We start from the raw sequence: 21,374 nt of genomic DNA on the forward strand, positions 1-21,374 counted from the left end.
GTGAGATTAAGTGCGAAAAATTTATTTATTGTGAGAGGGAAGCGATCGCCGATCGACAAAAACAACCTCATCCATCTCGTTATTAGCTGTTCTAGCCGATGTTGAACGAATACCGAAGTTGCAATCTTCCGCAAGGATTTTAGCCATTAAGAACGTCCTAACCGTCGGGCGCGGTTGCTATAACTGTTGGCTGTTAACAGAAGAATGTGAAATTTCCCGCACTTTAAGGGCATAAACTTGACATTTTTGGTATTGAAAACAGCCGGAAGATAGATTTATAAATTATACCTCGGATAGAGAGAATATATATTTTATATGCTTAAAATTAAAAACATCCAAGCGAGTAATTTATCAGCTTAGTAAAGGTAAGATTTAAAATCAAAAATTTGCTAGCTAGTAGTTAACTAGAGGAAAAAAATAATGAAAGCTCTTTGCTGGCACGGAGCAAATGATGTGCGAGTTGATAATGTACCAGACCCAACAATTATCAATCCGCGCGATGCGATAGTTAAAATCACGTCTACAGCAATCTGCGGCTCTGATTTGCACCTCTACAATGGCTTCATCCCGACAATGCAATCGGGTGACATCATGGGGCACGAATTCATGGGGGAAGTAGTCGAACTCGGCAGCGAAGTCAAGAACTTAAAAAAGGGCGATCGCATTGTCATTCCTTTTACTATTTCTTGTGGCAGTTGCTTCTTTTGCAACCGCGATTTGTGGTCGCTGTGTGACAACTCCAACCCCAATGCTGGGCTGGCTGAAAAATTATTCGGTCATTCGCCGGCTGGACTGTTTGGCTTCTCCCATTTAACGGGCGGCTATGCAGGAGGTCAAGCAGAATACGCGCGGGTTCCGTTTGCAGATGTCGGCCCTTTAAAAATTCCCGACGGACTTTCTGACGAACAAGTATTGTTCCTCACCGATATCTTTCCTACCGGTTACATGGCGGCCGAAAACTGCAACATTCAGCCGGGGGATACTGTAGCAGTTTGGGGATGCGGGCCAGTCGGACAATTTGCGATCAGAAGCGCGTTTATGCTGGGGGCCGATCGAGTAATTGCGATCGACCGCGTACCGGAACGCTTGCAAATGGCGGCCGCGGCCAAAGCTGAAATCATCAACTACGAAGAAATGGACGCCGGGGAAGCCGTCACCGAAATGACGGGGGGACGCGGGCCCGACGCCTGCATCGACGCGGTGGGGATGGAAGCCCACGGCACCGGTCTCGACGCTTTGTACGACAAAGCCAAGCAAGCCGTGCGGTTGGAGAGCGATCGACCTACCGCCCTGCGACAAGTGATCGTAGCTTGCCGCAAGGGTGGCACAGTCTCAATTCCCGGCGTTTACGGCGGCTTCGTTGACAAAGTGCCCTTAGGTGCAGCTTTCAACAAAGGCTTGACCCTGAAAATGGGACAGACGCACGTTCACCGCTATTTGCGGCCTTTGCTCGATCGCGTTCAAAAAGGCGAAATTGACCCGTCATTCGTAATTACGCACCGAATGAAGTTGGATGAAGCGCCCCACGCCTACGAGATTTTCCTCAACAAAAAAGACAACTGTATCAAAGTTGTCCTCAAACCCTAATTCGCATTTAACTGACAAGGAGAAACTATGCTTTTACAAGAAAAAGAATCAGGCGACTTGATAGAAATCCTCGATGTAGAGGCTTTACTCAGCCCTACAAAAAATGAAGTGCCGGGAAAAAATCAAGCTGGTCAAGAAGAGCAAGAGACAGCAACTTTTCCAAAAAGTAATTTAGTCTTTCCTTCCGGTGAAACTCTGCCGCGCTGCTGGACTGAGGAAAATTATCAAACTCATTGATATCAAGGGAAACCCCAAACCTAATACCCAGAGCCCCGACTTCTTAAAGAAGTCGGGGCTCTAACAGTTTTAGGTAAAAAGGGAGATTAATTGTTAACGCTCCACTCTACTTGATGCGCTTCTGTGCGATCGGGAATATCCAGCCGCGCAGCTAATTTGCGAATGACTGCTTCCGGTACAGTTGCTGTGCGCGATCGATTCCGCTGCAATACTTCCTCCAAAGGAACTTCCAGGTAAACAATGCGAATTTGCGCTTGATAATCGGCAAAAAAATTAATTAATTGCTGGCGCATTTGTTTAGTAGTGTTGGTAGCATTCCAGATAAAAGAACGCCCCACTCTCATATATTCCCGCGCTCTATTTTTGGCTTCCATTATTACATTGCCGGGAGTTTCGTCGGGAGGGACATTCATCTCTTTCCGCAGTGCATCCAGCGAGATTATCGGCAAATCTGGAAGATTTTCCCGAATCCAATAATCTTTACCGCTTGCCGGCAAGCCAGACATCAAGATTACTTCGCATCGAGTATCGTCAAATGCTTCGTAATCGGGATTTCCGTTGTCTTTGCGGAAGTAGATAAATCGGCTGTGTGCTGATGGGAATTGTCGGGGAGAATCCAAACAATTATTTTCTTGACAAAACTCCCGAAATAGTTCTATTTTATCGAGAAGTTCTTGTCTGTCGCTACACTGTCGGCCGCGCACGTCTGCTTCGGCTAAAAGTGCGAGGAAATCGCAGCGGACAACTTGACTGACTTTAATTACAGACTGCTGCGGGTTGGGTTTGTCGATCAGCCAGATGGGTAAACTGCCGAATTTGACGATCGCCACAACTGTTTCGCGAATCTCAAACTGCACAGGCGACTCGAATTGGGATAAAATTTGTCTGACCATTCTCGCACCTTGGCGGGCGTGACCTTTTGAGCTAATTCTGCCGTCGGCTTCTATTTTTGTAAAGGCTGCTTTGGCGACATCGTGCAGCAAAGCGGCGGCAAAAAGTATCGATCGTTCTTGCACGGGTAATTGACGCCAATTCGGGGAAGATATTAATGCTTCGCAGACCATTCTGGTATGAATTAAAACGTCTCCTTCGGCGTGATAAATCGGGTCTTGCTGGCAGCCTTTTAAGTTTTGAATCCAATCAAAATGATTTTGAATGCTGTCCCAATCCAGAAACCAATCGGGGGGTTCGGGACAAAAGGGAAAAGTCCAAGTTGGCGATAACAGTGCAGTCATAAATTCACCGGGTGGTTAACTAAAATTAAATAAATCTGCACCGGGACGCAGAATATTGGGTACAATTGGGCGATTTAGCCAATGTCCTTCGGCATTTTTAATAGCAGTCAAGAAGCTAGATCGCACGTATTTGTAACGCGCCTTTACTATGCCATCTTCTTCAATTTTAAGGTACAGACCCTCCATGCGATCGCTCTTGTCAGTCTCTTTCAAACATCGTTCTTCATCTAATCCCACTTCCCCGCAGTACAAACGCAACCGATCCAAATGTCCAGGTTGAATAAAATTAGATTTTTCCATAAACTGCATCATTTGCTTGGGCGATTTCAGCATTCCAGAAAACAGCACGGGAACGGACACTAACGGCAGTCCGCTTAACAACTTGCGGCGGGATTCTGTACTCAGAAATTGACTTGTTTCTAAGTCCAGCACATCGTATTCCATAAAATAGTGCGGCAAAAAATTATAAAAAACAGTGTGTTTGGCATACAGCCATTCGCCGTAAAGAATGTAGCGATTTCCCAGCACTTCTCCCAGGGCTGGGCTGAGACTGAAAGCCCACTGTTTGAATAAGTTAAAATGTTTTTCCCTGGGGCCGCCGGTGAGATAGTGGCCGCGACTTTGCAGCAGCATTTGTCCATCGGGTGCGAAGCTGATGCCTGTATTAGCGCCGTCTACCTTTTCTTCAATCACTGTCGGGCGATCGATCAGGGCGCTAAATGGCACGCTGTCGAGGTCTTCATCACCCGGTTGGAAACGCGAACCTTCGATGTGATAAGTTCGAGGATATTTAACAATTTTGAGCATCAGCCAATTCCTTTTACCTTTTAGATTTAAGAGGCGACCCATCCATTTTTAATTTTAATTTTAGATCTTAGACTTTAGAGGCGACCCAATCTATTTAACGATTATAATGGAATGAGTACAAAGGAGCGTGTAAGTTGAAAAATCAAAGTTTCCAGAGCATATCATCAGCACTCGCTGGGATTCTATTAGTAGGCGCGCTACTCCTCGGATTAAACTCTTTTGTCGTCATCAATCCAGGCGAAGCAGGCGTTGTCAGCGTTTTAGGAAAAGCCACAGATGGAGCATTGTTAGAGGGGTTTCACCTCAGACCCCCGCTAATATCCAAGGTAGACGTGTACGATGTAACCGTGCAAAAATTTGAAGTTCCCGCCCAGAGTGCTACTAAAGACCTTCAGGATTTAAATGCCAGTTTTGCGATCAACTTTCGCCTCGATCCTGAGAAAATAGTGGAGATCAGAAGGACTCAAGGAACTTTGGAGAATATAGTCTCAAAAATTATTGCTCCTCAGACGCAAGAAGCATTTAAAACAGCGGCCGCACTGAGAACCGCAGAACAATCTATTACTCAAAGAAGTGAACTGAAGCGAGACTTTGATACTGCGCTGAAGGAAAGGCTATCAAAGTATGATGTAATCGTACTCGATACGAGCGTTGTTAACATTCGATTCTCGACAGATTTTGCGAAAGCGGTTGAGGAGAAACAGGTTGCTGAACAGCGGGCGCAAAGGGCTGTTTATGTGGCTCAGGAAGCAGAACAACAGGCTCAAGCTGATATTAACCGCGCTCAAGGTAGGGCGGAAGCTCAAAGGCTATTGGCTGAAACTTTGAAGGCTCAGGGCGGCGATTTAGTGCTGCAAAAAGAGGCGATTGAAGCTTGGAGAAGCGGCGGCGCTCAGATGCCAAAAGTGTTGGTGATGGGCAGTGGTTCGAGTCGGGTTCCTTTCATTTTTAATATGAACGATATTCAGGAAGAACCCGATCGCCAAAAAAGTTAGCAGCCGTTGAAAGTTCGCGGAGTATGCTAAACTTCGGGAAGACCAAATCTAGCGATTAGGTTGAATCTGTCGCTATAAAAGCGAAGTCCGCAATTAACACGCAGGCAACACACTCATTTTAGGAAGCAAGGAAAAATCATGACCCGCGCTATTATGGAAACCGACAAAGGCACAATCAATTTGGAATTGTTCGATGGGGATGCGCCTAACACAGTGAAGAATTTTGTTGACTTGGCCGAAAAAGGTTTTTACGATGGATTGGCTTTTCACCGAGTCATTCCTAACTTTATGATTCAAGGTGGCTGTCCAAAAGGCAATGGAACGGGCGGCCCCGGCTACAAAATTAAGTGCGAAATCAACTCCAACAAACATTTGGCAGGCACTTTATCGATGGCTCACGCAGGCCGGGATACGGGTGGCAGCCAATTCTTTATTTGCCATTCTCCCCAGTCTCATTTAGATGGAGTTCACACAACTTTTGGCAAAACTGAGGATATGTCTGTCGTCAATGCTATCCGCCAAGGTGACAAAATTATTTCGCTCAAAATTGAGCATTAATTTCCAGTAATTAGTTGCGTTTGTAATAAGGACTTTAGTCCTTATTACAAATCCAATACTAAATATCAGAAGTGTGGCGTGTTGCTAAAAAAATTAAAATTTGAACTATGATTATGGTCTAATGCTCGCCAAAAAATTAAGTTAATTATTAAATAATATGATAAATAGTTATAGAGAAATTGTCAAACTTTTAGTCAAAGACTTGCCTAAAAATGATGATTTATTTTTCACTACAAGATTATAGATGGAAACCTGGTTTCATTTTTTAAATATAAATTTTTGTAAGGAAATTCAACACTTCTGACTAAATATATATCTAATAAGTTATAAGTTGGCATTCAAGATGGTTTGGCAATCTATTTGCGATCGACCTTACTTGTGCAAGTATTGTTTGTAAATTTTTGTAATAAAAATACGACACCTCACAAAAGTAATGATATAAGATATCTCATGCGTCCTCAGCAATGAAAAGAGTAAAATTAATATGATCAATAGAGGTTTCAGAAAAGTAGGAAGAGAAACTTCCCTGCTCCAATCTAGTGTGTCTTACAATTGGAGAATGTTCAAACATATCAAAAAAATACCTGCACTTAGTCCCACAAATCAGTGTATTGTCGATGCTATCAGGAAGGAAGGGGCTTTTATTACTTCTCTAGAAGCTTTGTCCTTGCCCCTGACTGAAAAACTTTTGGAGGGAGCCAAAGTTATCTTAGCTAATAATCCAAAAGCTCCGGCTTTTCAAGATCAATACGTTTACCATGTGGATTCAGCAAAAATTATAGAAAATTCAGAAATTTTTTTGTGGGGTCTTCAAGAGCGGTTGCTCGACATTGCTGAAAATTATCTTCGCGTTCCAGTTGCTTACCGCGGTTCATTATTTCAGAAAGATTTCGCGAACGAACAGCAGGTACTTACAAGATTGTGGCATAAAGACCCGGAAGATCACCGACTTCTCAAAATAGCTGTTTACTTGAATGATGTGAATGCTGAAGGCGGCCCGTTTGAATATATTCCAAAGCATTTCAATTCTAAGTTAAGCTCTCTCAAAGGCAAACTTTTATTTTCTGATGCAGAAGTAGCAAAACACTTAGACCTATCAAATTGCGTTTCATGTACAGGGCTAGCAGGTACTGTTGTTTTCTTCGACTCTCACCATGTTTTCCATCGCGGCAAGATACCTCTCAAGTCACACCGCGACGCAATATTTTTTAATTATCACTCCAGAAAACCGATCAAAGTGTTTTCTGATCACTGGAAGGCTCCTTTTTCACCAGATGAGTTGCTCGTGCTTTCAAAAACTCTTTCTCCACGCCAGAAAGAAGGCGTTTTCTGGTGGAAAAATGGTTCGGAGTCATTCCAGCCCAAGTTGATGGCTAGGTGAAACATTTAATCAAGAAAAGGGGAAGGGGAAGGGGAAGAGGAAGGGAAATTTAATACAGTTCATACTTCAGCAAGGTACAAGGAATCGACCCATTGAAAACAGGAATCCGGCGCGATGTCCTGAGTCCCACTTTTTTCCCCAACTCCTTATTTCCCGTCAAAATAAACGCATTCCAACCTTTAAAACGATTCTTGAAAATATCCCCCAACATCTTGTACAAATCTCCCAATTCGCTAGCATCTCCCAGGCGCTCTCCGTAGGGAGGATTGCAAATCAGAACGCCTCTGTCTGCGGGTGCTTCCAACTCTGAGAGCTCGGTTTGAGCAAACTGAATCTTACCGGAAATACCAGCTTGCTGCGCGTTCGTGCGAGCTTGAGTTAACATATCGGAATCACGATCGCACCCTGCAATCACCTCTTTAAGTTCCGGTAACTCACTATTTTCAGCTTCTGCCCACAATTCATCCCACAAAGGTTCGTCAAAATCCCGCCAAGTCATAAATCCAAACTTTTCTCGAAACAATCCCGGTGCAATATTCAAGCCCTTTAACGTCGCTTCCAAAGGCAAAGTTCCAGAACCGCACATCGGGTCTAAAAACGGCAAATCAGGCGTCCATTCTGCCATCTCCAACAAAGCCGCAGCTAGGGTTTCTTTCAGGGGAGCAAGCCCCATCGCCGGTCGATATCCCCGGCGGTGCAAACTGCCGCCAGAACTGTCTAAACTTAAAATAGCTCTATCTTGATGAATGTGAATGTTAATTAGCAAATCGGGATGCTCTACATCGACATTAGAACGCTTGTTAAATTGAAGGCGCTGTTGGTCGGCGATCGCATTTTTGACCTGCAAAGCTGTAAAGTGAGTGTGGTTCAAATTTTCGTTGCCGCCGGTGCAGTTTACTGCTAAAGTATTGTCGGGATCTAAGTATTCGTCCCAAGGGATTTTCTGCACTTCGCGGTAGAGCATATCCGAGTTGTAACACCGGAATTCGGCGATCGGCATTAGCACTCTAAAAATTGTTCTCGACCAAAGATTGACGCGGTACAATAAAGCGCGATCGCCCGCAAAGTAAACCCCAGTAAAATCTGGCTTGACATCCTGAGCTCCTAAACGTTCTAATTCTTGGGCGGCAATAGTTTCTAAACCGCGCGCAACTGTAGCAAAATATTGATTCATTGATAATTTGTAATTGGTAATTGGGAATTGGGAATTGGGAATTGGTTTATTCTTGAGCGCCCTAAATTAGATAGTAGCTGGTTTTAATCGTAAGCTTCACAAAGAATACTCTACCTTAAGGTAGATGCCTCGGTTAAAAAAATACTAATTCTCCGAACAGCTTTGTCAACAGGCGATCGCCTGAACCCGCACCCAATCTACCTTACCGACACAAAAACTAACGCCCAGAGGGTGCGCCTCCGCGCACCTCACCGCTGCAAGTCACAAACTGTCAGTAATACTCGTGAAATTAAAAGCTTTCACGCGCACTCCGGGCACGACACTACCGCCGTAACGCTTCACCGCACTAACTGCATCCACATCGCGCAACATATCAGGTAAAACTTGATTGAAACGCAGGTTTTTTATCGGGTAAGCAATTTTGCCATCCTCAATCCAAAAAGTACCGTCGCGAGTCATTCCCGTTACTTCCAATGTTTTCGGATTCACGTAGCGCACGTACCAAGCTCGACTAACGAAAATTCCTCGCTCGGTTTGAGCAACTAAATCTGCTAAACTTTGGTCGGAACCTGTCATTACGATCGGGTAATAAGCACCTTTTGCCTCTTTGCCTTTTTGTGCGGCCCAGTAGCGGGAATAAGACAAACTTTGAGGGACGCCATCTTTGATGATTTCCAAATAGTTATTGCTCAATCCGTCGCCGAAAAAAGTATTCGATCGCAACAAAGGATGAGCCGGATCGCGCTGCACTTGCACTAACGGGCTAAAAAGTTGTTCCCCCGCGCGGTTTCCCGCTGGTTTTCCCTCTGCATCGGCGATCGACATAAACGATCGCCCCTCATCCGCCGCCCTCGCATCCAAACTCCAAATTACCCACGGTAGCAAGCCCGCAAAAGCAGCACCGTCAAGGATTACCGGATAAACGCCGGGAGTGATGGGGCGCGGGTTGCGAGATGCGATCGCCCGATCAAGCACTTGTTCTGCTAATTGGGCGATCGGCAATTCGTTGATACTCCAAGCAGTGCTCTGAGCCCAACTAGAACCGTCTTCAACGCGAGCAGTAAAGCTGAAATCCGCCTCTGTAGACTGGTTGCAGGCGCGGAGTCCGGTTGACGAGGCGATCGCGTACAGCGACGCGTCAGTGCTCAAAGTGCCCGAACCATGAGCGCCCCCCTGGGAGGATCTCGCGCACGCTTGCTGCACCATTTCGGCCCGTGCTAGAGGCGATACAGTTGCCGTTGCTGTGTCGAAGGCTGGCGATCGCAAATCGTAGGTTTGAGGCGGCAGCAGCGGCATCCATTCGGGGTCTGCCGGCGCAATTCTGGCCAATTCTTCCGATCGCTTGACTGCGGAGGCGATCGCATCTTCATCAAATTCTGTAACAGCAGCAGAGGCGCTTTTGTTGCCAAAATAGCTAGTAATACTCAGGTTAAATACAGTTTTGCTAATATTTTGGCTGATTTGATTTTCCGAGAATCTCGAAAGAGATTCTTCGCCTGTAGAGAGACTGACAAATACTTCCTCTGCTTTGGATAGTTTGACTGCTTTTTCTAGTAAAGATAAGGCTTTGTCTTCACTTAAAAGTGTGGGCGATGTTGTTACGAGCATAAGCTAAAGTCCCGGAAGATTTGTTGTATTTGAAAATAGGTTTAGCCGCAATACTACGGTTAACTCGCCTGTACTAAAGAGCGTACTGCTAACACTTCATCTGCTCGCAGAGGTTCCACATCTGAAGGAGAAACAGCCACAACTAAAATCGATTCTCCTAAAGCATTAAATATTTCTAGAACGCAGCCATCATCTTCGCCTTCCCTTGGATGAGGTACGCGATCGACTAGCATGGCTACATCACCTTTTTTGAGCTGATATAGCGGCATATCCCGACACAATGCTACACGCTGGTAAAGTTCAAGTTTCACGTCGAGACTCCTTTTTGGGTTTGAGAGTAATAAAATGAAAACTTCCGTCAATTTGCCACTGCAACCAAATTGTAACAACTGCTAAATTACGTCCATTAGCCCCTGACAACTCACCTTCGGCGCGAAAGAACTTTCCGAATTCATTAGCACCATTTTCTACTGCCTCAGCCGACGCTATCAAAAACTGGATGGCTGCTAACAAAGCTTCTGGGTTATCTTGACTAAAACCCCCTTGAGCGAGAAATTTGGACTTGTCATCTTGTGCTTTGGGAACAAGTAAATAGCGCGTCAACTTTGCTTCGGCTATGATAGCATCCGCTGGAATTTTCACATTAAAAACCTACAATCTAATTAAGAATTTCCCCCAATTTGAATATCCCTCACTCGCACCGGCACACAAGCGTGAGTCATTTGAGCAACCTGCATCGGCTCGCCCTTTCCGCATATATTAGTACCGCACTGAACCAGCTCCGAAGCCGGCCCGATCGCATCTATTTGATTCCAGAAATCAGTAGTCATCGCCTGATAAGTTACATCCTTCAACATACCGACAACTTTACCTTTTTCCACCTTCCAAAAAGCATCGCCGCCGAATTGAAAATTGCGCCGCTGCTGGTCGATCGAATAACTACCCATACCGTCGATTAAAATCCCCTCTTCCGTATCAGCAATCATCTCTGCCAAAGTAGCAGTATGGCTGCCGCCATCCGGACCCGGCTCCAATCCCAAATTGGGAATTCTCACCATCGGCACGCTCGACCAACTGTCAGCGTAAGCAGAACCGTTGCTGCTACCGCGTCCGAGGCGATAAGCCGTCTCTCTGTCAGTGAGATAATCAACTAAAATCCCATCCTTGACAACGTACCAATCTTGTGATTTTACGCCCTCATCATCGTAACCCATTGTACCGCGGCCGCCCGGTTGAGTGCGATCGCACTTAAAATTCACCCAAGGTGCAGCGTATTGCAGTTTATTTAACTTATCAGTAGTAGCAAAGCTAGTGCCAGCAAAATTAGATTCGTAGCCGTAAACCCGGTCTAATTCTGTTGGATGCCCGACTGATTCGTGGATAGTCAAATACAAATTTGTCGGCTTAAGAATCAGGGATTTGCAAATACCAGCCGGGAGTTTAGGAGCCCGGACTTTCTCAATAGCTTCGGCGGCAACTCTTTCGACTTGACTCAACAAATCATCGGGATTAATATGTTCGTAACCGATATTCAGCGGCGGGCGTTCGTAACTGCGACTTTGGGCATCTCCGCCCGCAATTGCCGTACAGTCAAAACCCGGATAGCTGCGGTAGATTGTTTGTTCGATTAGCGAGCCTTCTGTAGAAGCAAAAACCTTGTCTTCGCGGCTTGACTGCAAAAAAGAAGAAGCTTTTTTGATGCCTTGTGCGCCGTGTGCTAGCAGCTTCTCGTTGATAGTTAGCAGCAGTTCCGCTTTATCAGCAACGGGTACAGAAAAAGGGTCAATGGCGATCGGAGTAATGTAGGTATCGACATATTTTTCGACAGGCACTAACCGCACCGGTTCCTTCTGAGTTAGGCGGCTGCCTTTCGCGATTTCTACAGCCAAAGCGACTATTCTTGCAACCTCTGCTGGTGTTTTGCTGTGACTGGCCGCAAACCCCCAAGCGCCGTCTAGAAGCACTCGCACGCCAAAACCGGAACTTACATTATCTGACAGTTGACTTAAAGAGCGATCGCGCGCGTAAAGATTCTGCCTTCGGTAACTGCAAAAACGCACATCACCGTACTCGCAACCTGTTTTCCGAATCAAATCTACAGCCAAATTTGCTAACTCGTTAGCAGAGATTTTTGCAGTTAATTGCACCATAGTTATTCGTCATTCGTCGTTAGTTGTTAATTATTATAACATATTGGAATAAACCGCTAAGACGCGAAGGACGCGAAGGAAGGAAAGAGAGAGGTCTTTATCATATCGTTTAGGGTTGTTTCGGAATGATTAAACCGCAGAGGGCGCAGAGACCGCAGAGGAAGAAAAGAGAGAGATAAATAATTCCGATGCCAACGAATTTGAGGTCATTTCTAAGTAGAGTTTTTACCTAAAAACCTCTTTTTATTTCTCTTCCTTCGCGTCCTTCGCGTCTTCGCGGTTCGTTTAATCTTACTCCATTTCCTGCAAAACCCCAGTTAAAATTTCCACAATGCGATCGATATGTTCCTTCTCAATAATCAACGGTGGCGACAAAGCAATAATATCACCCGTAGTCCGAATTAGCAACCCTTTTTCATAGCACTGCAAGAAACAATCAAAAGCCCGTTTCCCCAGCTTCCCAGCAATAGATTCCAACTCAATACCCGCCACCAATCCCAGATTCCGAACATCAATTACGTGCCGCACTCCCTTCAAAGAATGCACCGCATCTTCCCAGTAACCAGCCATCTTATCTGCTCGTTCAAATAACCTTTCTTCCTCATAAATATCCAGCGTCGCCAAAGCAGCCGCACAAGCCACAGGATGGCCTGAATAAGTATAACCGTGAAAAAGCTCGATCGCATTTTCAGGAGCATTCATAAAAGCATCATAAATGCCCTCTTTTACAAACACCGCCCCCATCGGCACCGTACCGTTAGTTATCCCTTTGGCCGCCGTCACAATATCGGGAACCACCCCAAAATATTCCGTAGCAAAACTAGAGCCTAGCCGTCCGAATCCGGTAATTACCTCATCAAAAATTAGTAGAATTCCGTATTTGTCGCAAATCGCCCGCAGTCGCTCCAAATAACCTTTCGGGGGAATCAAAACCCCTGTAGAACCAGCCACCGGTTCCACAATTACCGCTGCAATATTAGACGCATCGTGCAAAGCGACAATCCGCTCCAATTCATCCGCCAAATGCACTCCCCATTCCGGTTGTTTGCGACTGAAAGCATTATGTTCGAGACTGTGAGTGTGAGGTAAATGATCGACTCCCGTGAGCAAACTGCCAAAAAACTTGCGGTTTGTACCGATACCGCCGACAGAAATTCCCCCAAAACCAACGCCGTGATAGCCGCGTTCCCTACCGATTAATCTTTGGCGAGTTCCTTCACCTTTCACCCGGTGATAAGCAATCGCAATTTTCAAAGCAGTTTCTACTGATTCCGAACCCGAATTAGTAAAGAAAACGCGATCGAAATTGCCCGGAATCATCTTTACCAAACGTTCCGCCAATTCAAAAGCACCCGGATGTCCCATCTGAAAAGCCGGAGAGTAATCCAAACGCAAAACCTGCTGTTTAACTGCTTCGGCAATTGTCTCGCGCGCGTGTCCTGCATTCACGCACCAAAGCCCCGCAGTACCATCTAAAATTGAGCGGTTATCATCGCTTGTAAAGTGCATATCTTTTGCCGAAACCAATATTCGCGGATTCGCTTTAAATTGTCGGTTGGCAGTGAATGGCATCCAGTAAGCGTCCATATTTGTCATCTTTTTTTATCTTTTTATATTGAGGATTCTGCCTTCAAACTATAACTTGCTACGGATTGCCGATCGCCCGACGCTTATTATAATTTTACAAATATCTTTTTTAAACGAACCGCGAAGACGCAAAGAGCGCGAAGGAAGAGAAGAAAGAGGTTTTTCTCATTTCCAAGTAGAGTTTTTACCGGAAAATATCTGCCTATCTTCCTCTTTCTCTTCCTTCGCGGTTCATTAAATAGATATTCTTTAATTAACGATCGCCCCTACAGACTCATGCTGCAACAAACCGGTCAGCATTTTCACAGGTCGCTCCCCGTAGGGCCACGCGAAAGCATGGCGGAAAGCAGCTTCTTGACACGCTTGCAACTGCCGAAAATCAATGATATCCAAAGTTAACAAATTCTCGTACTCGAAAGGCAATCGCACGTTGTGCAATCCCGCGTTGTCAGTGCAAATGGCAATATCGACACCAGCTTCAAAACACCGATCGAACACAACCTTCAATTCGCGCATATCCTGCAACGTCCCCGTTTTGAGATAGGTAGTCGGGCAAACCTCCAAGCATTGACCCCTGCGCGCGACTTCTGGCAGCAGTTCGGGATATTTTAACGGAATTTGAATCCCGTGGCCGATACGCATCAGATAAGGCAGAAGTTCGGGATAACAGCCAGAGGTAGTTTCGTAGAGGTGGCCGGTAGTTTTGATGCCGATCGACCTCGCGTACTGGTACAATCCGACAAACTCATCCAAACGATCGCCAATACAATCATCGCCGCCAGCTATATCGATCGCACAAACATATTCTCCCATCTGCGCCGCCAAATCTACGATCGCCCGATTCACCTCATACGGCAAACGCGAGTGCATACACAAAATTTGGCTAGTAACAATCGGACAATCGCTAATTTGACTTGCCTTGCCCACAACCTCTACAATTTCTGCCATCAAATCAATCCGTTCTGACTGATCCAAATGTTCTGGAGTCCGCAAATAAGGCGTATAGCGCAACTCCAAATAAGCCAGATTTTCAAACACGTAAGCGCCCCGCATCAACCGATAGATGAAATAAGGCAACGTCTCAACAGTTTGAACGCTTTCTACCAGCGTGTGCAGTTCCAAATACTCATTGAGAGTATTGCGCGGACGAGTGTAAAACTCCTCAAACTCCGAGTATTGTTGAAATCGATTAACCATCTCAGCATTGTGGCGATCGAAATACCGCCATAGCACCCTAGGAACAACAGAACCACCCAGATGGCGGTGCAACTCAGCGTGTAAAGTCATGGCAACAAAGCCTCAGTTTTCTCAATGTTAACAAAAATTAATTAGTCAGTAGTCAGCAGTCATTAGTCATTGGTTATTTGTGAGTTCCAAGGCCTAATGCCCAATAGATATCTCCGATAATTCTTGTGGAAGAGGCATCTTGCCTGTTAAAAACAGGCTTTTTGGGAGATGCCCTGTTTGGCCAATGCCCCATGTCCCATGCCCCACGCCCCATGCCCCATGCCCCATGCCCCATGCCCCATGCCCCATGCCCGTATCTAAAATCTAAAATCCAAAATCTAAAATCTAAAATCGATTGATTGACATTTAGGACGCATTCATAGATAATCGGAGATTGTGTCAACCTGAACTGAACGCGAGAAACCCTTGGCTAACGTAGTTGTGATCGGCGCCCAGTGGGGCGATGAAGGAAAAGGCAAAATTACCGATTTGCTCAGCAAATCCGCAGATATCGTTGTCCGCTACCAAGGGGGCGTCAACGCCGGTCACACCGTGGTAGTAAACGGTCAGACTTTCAAGCTGCACTTAATTCCGTCCGGGATTCTCTACCCTGATAAAGAGTGTATTATCGGCTGTGGCACGGTCATCGACCCTAAAGTTTTAATTGCAGAGTTAGATCAGCTAGAGGCACTGAATATTTCAACAGCCTCCCTGATGATTTCGGAGACGGCTCACGTCACGATGCCCTATCATCGATTAATTGATGTAGCATCGGAAACGCAGCGGGGAAATTATAAAATCGGGACGACGGGACGCGGCATTGGCCCTACTTACGCAGACAAGTCGGAACGTACCGGCATTCGGATGCTCGATTTAATGGACTTGGAAGGGTTGCAAGAACAATTGGAATGGACGATTAATTGTAAAAATGTCCTTCTGGAAAAACTCTACAATTTGCCGCCTTTAAATCCGCAAGACGTAATTGATGAATATCGAGTTTATGCGGAACGTTTGCGGCCGCACGTAGTTGATAGTTCCCTGAAGATTTATGAGGGACTTCACAAGCGGAAAAATATTCTGTTTGAAGGCGCGCAAGGCACTTTATTAGACTTAGATCACGGTACTTATCCTTACGTTACTTCCAGCAATCCCATCGCTGGTGGGGCTTGTGTGGGAACCGGAGTCGGCCCAACAGCGATCGATCGCGTAATTGGTGTAGCAAAAGCTTATACAACCCGCGTCGGGGAAGGCCCCTTCCCTACCGAAATGGTAGATGGAGTTGGCGCAATTTTGGGCGATAGAGGTGCAGAATTCGGCACGACAACGGGCAGAAAACGCCGCTGCGGTTGGTTCGACGCAGTAATCGGCCGCTACGCAGTCCGCATCAACGGCCTTGACTGTCTGGCAATTACCAAACTAGATGTTTTGGATGAATTAGAAGAAATAAAAGTTTGCGTTGCTTACGAAATTGACGGCGAAAAATGTGTTGATTTCCCGAAAAGTTCCCGGATATTTGCTCGGTGCAAACCTATTTACGAAACCCTTCCCGGTTGGAAACAGTCTACGGAAGAGTGCCGGAATTTGGAAGATTTACCGCCGCAAGCTTTGGATTATCTAAAGTTTTTGGCAGATTTGATGGAAGTGCCGATCGCAATTGTTTCTCTCGGTGCGAGCCGCGACCAAACTATTATTGTAGAAGACCCGATTCACGGGCCGAAACGCGCTTTGCTCTCTGCTGACGGTACGCCTGTAGCAGCACACTCCTAATCATTGGTATCAACTTAACGTCAAACCCAGCCAGAGACTGCTGTTTGACTATTAAATTTAGATCCCCCCTAGCCCCCCTTAAGAAGGGGGGGACAAGACTCTTCTCAAAGTCAACCCCTACTCCCCTTATTAAGGGGGATGCAAGGGGGATCTAGACTACGATAAAAGCGAGATTTATCAAATATTTTAGCCTTAAGTTGCCACTAATGACTTGTAATATTTTCCCGAAAGTAAGTTTTTAAATCAGGAAGGTCAAGAGGAAAGCTAATGTTAGATTTTATTTTTTATGCATTCAAAACCGAACTGTCGCCACACTATGTCCAAATGTCGGAAGAGGTTTACGAGTGGTTGGCAAAATCAGAATTTTGCAAAATTGGCAAATCTGTTCCCAGAAATATTTTGATAGATGAAGAAGAGGAGAAGCTACCTGTAGTTGAGTTAGATCGAGATATTCGCCAGAAGCTCAGAAATTTTTTCCGAGATGCAATTATCTGCGAAAGCGATACCCTCCTCACCAAGCTGGGAGATTCCCCTCTCAAAGAAGAATATCAAGCAGCAACCTACCGTTTGAGGAAATTGCTGGACTTGCTAAAATGTGTTGAAAACGAAGATTATCAGTATCTTCAGCGAGTCCTTTGAATGAGTTTCTGGATGTTTACGAGCCGGAGTAATCCCCATGTTTGACATCAGTTTTTATTCAGCCAATGGTGAACCGTCCGATAATGTAAGAATAACAGCAGCTACTTACGAGTGGTTAGCAAAATCAGCATTTTCAAAAATAGGTGGCGAATCAGTCGAAACCCAAATTTACCTAGATGAAGAAAATGTAATTCTGCCTTTAGTCGAATTAAATCAAGATATTCGCCAGCAGTTCAAGAAAATTTTCAGCGAAGCAATCATCAGTGAAAGCGATGCAGTTCTTACTAAGCTTGGTGATTCCCCTTCAAAAGAAGAGTATCAATCAGGAACGTACCGTCTGAGAAAAATGCTGGAATTGCTGAAGTGTGTGGAAAACGAAAATTATCAATACCTTCAGCGAATTTAATTGAGCGCGATCGCAATATCACAATTCTGGTAAAATGTGAAAACAATCAACAGAAAGTCAGAAAATGGAACTCGCAGTAGAATGTCAAAAGCGGGCAGAAGGCAGCAAACCTAACGCCCTCCGCCGCTCTGGATTGATTCCCGCCGTCCTCTACGGTCACAAAGGATCTGAATCCATTTCCCTTACCATCAAAGCCAAAACAGTTGAACACCTGCTCAAAAAGCACGTAGTCAACAATACCCTAATTGACCTCAGCATTCCCGACCTCTCTTGGAGCGGAAAAACCTTGCTCCGGGAAGTTCAAGTTCATCCTTGGAAGGGCCATCCTTACCACCTGAGCTTTTTCTCCGTGGCGACTCAAGACAGCCTGGAAGTTGAATTGTCACTGCGTTTTGTCGGCGAACCTGTCGGCGTCAAGTTAGAAGGCGGCATTTTGGATACTGTGCTGACGCAACTCGCAGCTAAGTGCAAACCTGACAGCATTCCTGAAGCAATTGAAGTAGATATTTCTCATTTAAAGGTTGGGGATGCGCTGCACATTCACGAGTTAGTTTTGCCTGCAGGAGTGGTAGCTCTCGGCGAACCAGATCAGGTGGTTGTTAGCGTGCTGGGAATTCAAGCAGGTTCTGAAGCCGAAGACGCAGAAGAAGACGCAGAGGCAGCAGCTTGATTAGTAATTGCTAATAGTTGTTAACTAATTAATTGTTGAAAAAAAAGGGCGATCGCTTTCTTCCAAAAGGGCGATCGTTTTTCGCTAAAAAGGCTATTCTCGTTTGGGTTCGATCGCACATCTTTCACCCTGCTCAAAAACCGGCTTTCCGGCCTGTTCCACAAAGAGTGAATTACTTTATTGTGGGGCGTGGCTCCTAGCCCGCCGGTAAAAAGCCTATAGAAAAGGGTGCAATCTCCCTTGCCGCGTCCACAAGAAAGCATCCCACCAGCAAGTATCGGCAGTGTTTACTTTTCTTTACAAAAGGGGCGATCGACAAGTAGCTACAAAAGTCGGGACGGGCGCGCAAATCTGCCAGAAACCGGGCTGATTCGTACATATTTAGCTGTAAAATCAAAAAAATCCGCCGAGAATCCCGGTTCCTCCCCAGCAACGGGATTCAAAAAAAATAAGAAGTGGGGGAACAAGCCCGCTACTCTTAGTGTCAAACGCGAGTATAATTGTGAAACGTTTTGACTACCCTATTTAATTCCTGCCTCTGGAGCCGCCGCCCATATGCCATCAACAGTGAGTACAGAATCAACAGCGGTTCAATTTAACCAACAGGGAGAAATATACTTATCCCAAGGAAAATTAGAAGAAGCGATCGCATCCTGCGAGCAAGCTTTGAAGATTCACCCCAATTTTGCACCAGCTTACAAGACTTTGGGCAACGCGCTGCAAGCTCAAGGCAGGATGGAAGAGGCGCGGCACTGGTACGCTAAAGCGATTGAAATAGAACCGAATTTTGCGGAAGTATACGCGAATTTGGGCAGCCTTGGCGCGCAGCAGCAAAAATGGCAGGAGGCGATCGGATTTTATCAAAAGGCGATCGCGATTAAGCCGAATTTCGCGGGAGTATACCGGAATTTAGCAAAAGTATTCGGAGAAATTAGCAAACCGGAAGAAGCCCAGCATTGCTGGTATCAAGCATTTAGTTTGGAACCGGAAAAAGTAGCGCCTGGGGAACACTTGAATATGGGCGACGCTTTTTTTCGGCAGGAAAAATTCCCCGAAGCGATCGCTTGTTACGATCGCGCCATAAAATTAAATCCTAATGTGGCCACAGCTTACCAAAATTTGGGCGAAGCGCTAAAAAAACAAGGCAAGTTAGAGGAAGCGACAGCATATTATCGCAAAGCTATTGAACTGAACGCAGCTAATGCGAGAAATGGCAGCGAGGGACAGCAAACTTTGGCGGGTGCAACTGCCACAAACGGTGCAGTTAAGCAGCAGCCCGCAGCAACAGCGGTTAAGCCGCCAGTGCAGCAGCCAGTTAAGCCCCCAGTGCAGCAGGCAGTTAATTCTACAATTAATATAGAAGATCCAGAAGCATACAAAATACTGGCAGAAGGCTATTTTGCTCAGGGCAAATTGGAACAGGCGATCGCAGCTTGCAAGAAAGCGCTGCAAATTAAGCCGGAAGCGCCGCTTTACAAAATGCTGGGCAACGCGCTACAAGCTGGCGGAAAAATTGATGAAGCTAAAAGTTGCTATGTCAAAGCAATAGAAATTAACCCTAATTTTGCCGAAGCTTACGCTAATTACGGCAGCATTTGCGCGCAGCAGGAACAGTGGCAGCAAGCGGTTTCTGCTTACGAAAAGGCGATCGCCCTGAAACCGGATTTTGCCGGTGCTTTCCGCAATTTTGCAAAACTTTTGACGCAGTTAGGAAAGTCGGAGGAGGCGGCTGAGGCTTGGTATCGAGCATTTGCGATCGACCCCAAATCGGGCACGGCTGAGGAACACGAAAATTTAGCCAAAACTTTGATCGAGCAAGGTAAGGTAGATAAGGGAATTGAGTGTTACCGGCGCGCGGTTGAGTTGAACCCAAATGCTGGCGCAGCTTATCACGAATTGGGCGAAATTCTCAGAAATCAAGAACAGTGGGAAGCGGCGGTAGATGCTTACAGCAACGCTATTAGAAATAATCCCGAACTTTCTTGGTCGCACAACAATTTAGCTGAGTCGCTGGTTAAGTTGGAACGGTGGGAGGAATCTGTAAATGCTTACCGGAAGGCGATCGAATTAAATCCTGATTTTAGCTGGTCTCACAACAATTTAGCAGATGTGTTGCGGAAGCTGGAACGGTGGGAGGAGGCGGTAAATGCTTACCGCAAAGCAACAGAATTAAATCCAGATTTCAGTTGGTCGCACAACTATTTAGCAGACGCGCTAATTAAACTAGGAAGGTGGGATGAGGCAATCTCGGCTTACCAAAGGTCGATCGAACTAAATCCTGACCATTTTTGGGCGCACAACAATTTAGCAGAAGCGCTGGTGAATTTGGAACATTGGGATGAGGCAGTTGTTGCCTACCGGCGTGCTAACGAAGTTAATCCCAATTTCTTCTGGTCGCAGAGCAAGTTGGGCGACGTGCTGCTAGAAATGGAAAGGTGGGAGGAAGCGATCAATGTTTACCGGCGCGCGGCCGAGTTAAATCCTGATTTTCCGTGGACTTATTACAACATGGCAACGGCTTTTGAGAAGCTGGAACGGTGGGATGAGTCGATCGCCGCTTACCGCCGCGCTGCGGAGATTCAGGCCGATTTGCCGTGGCTTTCACAAAAGTTGGCTGATGCTTTGAGGATGCGATCGCAGTGGGATTTGCAGGAGGCCATGCGTTTGTACCGGCGGGCGATTCAGGAGAATCGTGATGACGTGCAGTTGTATCACAAGGCGCTGGAGATTGCGCCGAATGATGCTGACCTTTATGTTGAGTTGGCTAATGCTTTGGTGCGGCACAGTTGGCCGGATGGGGCGATCGTCTTTTATCAGATGGCGTTGCAGGTAAATCCTGAATGCGGTGAGGCGCACTTGCAGTTGGGGTTGCTTTTCGCGCAAAAGAATGATAAAGATCGGGCGATCGCTTCTTACCGCCAGGCTATTGAGGTTCAACCAAATGAGTATAAACCTTACCAATTGTTAGGCGATGCTTTGAGTGCAAAAGGTCAGCGGGAGGAAGCGATGAACTGTTACCGCCGCGCGATCGAGTTAAAACCTGATGATCCGTATATCCACAACAATTTAGGGGATATGCTGCGACATCAAGGAGATGTGGAGGGAGCGATCGATTCTTATCGCCGCGCGATCAAACTTAAGTCAGATTTCTCGTGGTTCCACTATAATTTAGGGGAAGTTCTAACTAAGAAAGGGCAAATTGATGAAGCGAGTTCTTGTTACCGTCACGCCTTAGAGTTAGAACCAAAAATTTTCTAATTTACCCTCTAATTTGCCATGTATTTCGTAGGTTAACCTAACATCAGAAATACTATTTTCCTGAAAACAATCCCATCGCTATTGAAGG

General features: G+C 45.9%; 20 protein-coding genes. 10 read left to right on the forward strand and 10 right to left on the reverse strand.

The genetic code is table 11. The annotated features are described in order from the left end of the window. Positions 1-21: 21 nt before the first annotated feature. Positions 22-147 carry a hypothetical protein gene (locus tag QUA74_RS12720; protein WP_333329024.1) on the reverse strand — a complete coding sequence of 42 codons (126 nt, stop codon included), beginning with the start codon at positions 145-147 and terminating at the stop codon, positions 22-24. Positions 148-420: 273 nt separating this feature from the next. Here QUA74_RS12720 and QUA74_RS12725 point away from each other — a divergent pair, with 273 nt between their 5' ends. Both QUA74_RS12725 and QUA74_RS12730 read left to right on the forward strand, forming a co-directional pair. Beyond that, positions 421-1,587: a zinc-dependent alcohol dehydrogenase gene (locus tag QUA74_RS12725; RefSeq protein ID WP_333329027.1), complete on the forward strand. Its 1,167-nt coding sequence runs from the start codon at positions 421-423 to the stop codon at positions 1,585-1,587. 27 nt (positions 1,588-1,614) lie between these two features. After that, the gene (locus tag QUA74_RS12730; protein ID WP_333329029.1) at positions 1,615-1,824 is read left to right on the forward strand and encodes an acetyltransferase; all 210 of its coding nucleotides are present in this window, start codon (positions 1,615-1,617) and stop codon (positions 1,822-1,824) included. Between the two features lie 86 nt (positions 1,825-1,910). On the opposite strand, the gene QUA74_RS12735 is transcribed toward QUA74_RS12730, so the two are convergent. Both QUA74_RS12735 and QUA74_RS12740 read right to left on the reverse strand, forming a co-directional pair. Beyond that, on the reverse strand, positions 1,911-3,059 hold the full coding sequence (locus QUA74_RS12735; protein ID WP_333329032.1) for an AAA family ATPase: 1,149 nt from the start codon (positions 3,057-3,059) through the stop codon (positions 1,911-1,913). A gap of 15 nt (positions 3,060-3,074) precedes the next feature. Beyond that, complete coding sequence (locus QUA74_RS12740) at positions 3,075-3,866, reverse strand: RNA ligase family protein (protein WP_333329035.1); 792 nt, start codon at positions 3,864-3,866, stop codon at positions 3,075-3,077. 134 nt (positions 3,867-4,000) lie between these two features. Here QUA74_RS12740 and QUA74_RS12745 point away from each other — a divergent pair, with 134 nt between their 5' ends. The 3 genes from QUA74_RS12745 to QUA74_RS12755 all read left to right on the forward strand — a co-directional run bounded on the left by QUA74_RS12745 (position 4,001) and on the right by QUA74_RS12755 (position 6,800). Further along, entirely contained in the window at positions 4,001-4,861 is an 861-nt protein-coding gene (locus tag QUA74_RS12745; RefSeq protein ID WP_333329038.1) for a prohibitin family protein, read from the forward strand. A gap of 138 nt (positions 4,862-4,999) precedes the next feature. After that, the gene (locus QUA74_RS12750) at positions 5,000-5,419 is read left to right on the forward strand and encodes a peptidylprolyl isomerase (RefSeq protein WP_333329041.1); all 420 of its coding nucleotides are present in this window, start codon (positions 5,000-5,002) and stop codon (positions 5,417-5,419) included. A 661-nt stretch (positions 5,420-6,080) separates the two neighbouring features. Further along, positions 6,081-6,800, forward strand: a complete 720-nt coding sequence (locus tag QUA74_RS12755; RefSeq protein WP_333329044.1) for a 2OG-Fe(II) oxygenase — start codon at positions 6,081-6,083, stop codon at positions 6,798-6,800. A 49-nt stretch (positions 6,801-6,849) separates the two neighbouring features. On the opposite strand, the gene QUA74_RS12760 is transcribed toward QUA74_RS12755, so the two are convergent. The 7 genes from QUA74_RS12760 to QUA74_RS12790 form a co-directional block, all read right to left on the reverse strand. After that, a complete protein-coding gene (locus QUA74_RS12760) occupies positions 6,850-7,974 on the reverse strand; it encodes a THUMP domain-containing protein (protein WP_333329046.1) in 1,125 nt (374 codons plus the stop codon). 261 nt (positions 7,975-8,235) lie between these two features. After that, positions 8,236-9,582, reverse strand: coding sequence for a TldD/PmbA family protein (locus tag QUA74_RS12765; protein WP_333329049.1), 1,347 nt, complete (start codon positions 9,580-9,582; stop codon positions 8,236-8,238). A 59-nt stretch (positions 9,583-9,641) separates the two neighbouring features. Then, on the reverse strand, positions 9,642-9,893 hold the full coding sequence (locus QUA74_RS12770; protein WP_333144873.1) for a DUF4926 domain-containing protein: 252 nt from the start codon (positions 9,891-9,893) through the stop codon (positions 9,642-9,644). Next, a complete protein-coding gene (locus QUA74_RS12775) occupies positions 9,883-10,224 on the reverse strand; it encodes a DUF6883 domain-containing protein (protein ID WP_333329052.1) in 342 nt (113 codons plus the stop codon). Before QUA74_RS12775 ends, QUA74_RS12770 begins: the two co-directional genes overlap by 11 nt. A 20-nt stretch (positions 10,225-10,244) precedes the next feature. Further along, entirely contained in the window at positions 10,245-11,732 is a 1,488-nt protein-coding gene (locus QUA74_RS12780) for a TldD/PmbA family protein (RefSeq protein ID WP_333329056.1), read from the reverse strand. Positions 11,733-12,023: 291 nt separating this feature from the next. Next, on the reverse strand, positions 12,024-13,328 hold the full coding sequence (locus QUA74_RS12785; RefSeq protein ID WP_333329059.1) for an aspartate aminotransferase family protein: 1,305 nt from the start codon (positions 13,326-13,328) through the stop codon (positions 12,024-12,026). 240 nt (positions 13,329-13,568) lie between these two features. Further along, entirely contained in the window at positions 13,569-14,606 is a 1,038-nt protein-coding gene (locus QUA74_RS12790) for an adenosine deaminase (RefSeq protein WP_333329061.1), read from the reverse strand. A gap of 366 nt (positions 14,607-14,972) precedes the next feature. Here QUA74_RS12790 and QUA74_RS12795 point away from each other — a divergent pair, with 366 nt between their 5' ends. The 5 genes from QUA74_RS12795 to QUA74_RS12815 all read left to right on the forward strand — a co-directional run bounded on the left by QUA74_RS12795 (position 14,973) and on the right by QUA74_RS12815 (position 21,286). Then, positions 14,973-16,313, forward strand: a complete 1,341-nt coding sequence (locus QUA74_RS12795) for an adenylosuccinate synthase (protein WP_333329064.1) — start codon at positions 14,973-14,975, stop codon at positions 16,311-16,313. Positions 16,314-16,580: 267 nt separating this feature from the next. Then, the gene (locus QUA74_RS12800; RefSeq protein WP_333329067.1) at positions 16,581-16,952 is read left to right on the forward strand and encodes a hypothetical protein; all 372 of its coding nucleotides are present in this window, start codon (positions 16,581-16,583) and stop codon (positions 16,950-16,952) included. A 37-nt stretch (positions 16,953-16,989) separates the two neighbouring features. Continuing rightward, complete coding sequence (locus tag QUA74_RS12805) at positions 16,990-17,358, forward strand: hypothetical protein (protein ID WP_333329070.1); 369 nt, start codon at positions 16,990-16,992, stop codon at positions 17,356-17,358. Between the two features lie 64 nt (positions 17,359-17,422). Continuing rightward, positions 17,423-18,028 (forward strand): 50S ribosomal protein L25/general stress protein Ctc, encoded by a 606-nt coding sequence (locus tag QUA74_RS12810; RefSeq protein ID WP_333329073.1) that lies wholly within the window; start codon positions 17,423-17,425, stop codon positions 18,026-18,028. Between the two features lie 555 nt (positions 18,029-18,583). Then, entirely contained in the window at positions 18,584-21,286 is a 2,703-nt protein-coding gene (locus QUA74_RS12815; protein WP_333329076.1) for a tetratricopeptide repeat protein, read from the forward strand. Positions 21,287-21,374 lie beyond the last annotated feature (88 nt).

The organism is Microcoleus sp. LAD1_D3 (genome assembly GCF_036702135.1).
Classification (GTDB): domain Bacteria; phylum Cyanobacteriota; class Cyanobacteriia; order Cyanobacteriales; family Microcoleaceae; genus Microcoleus.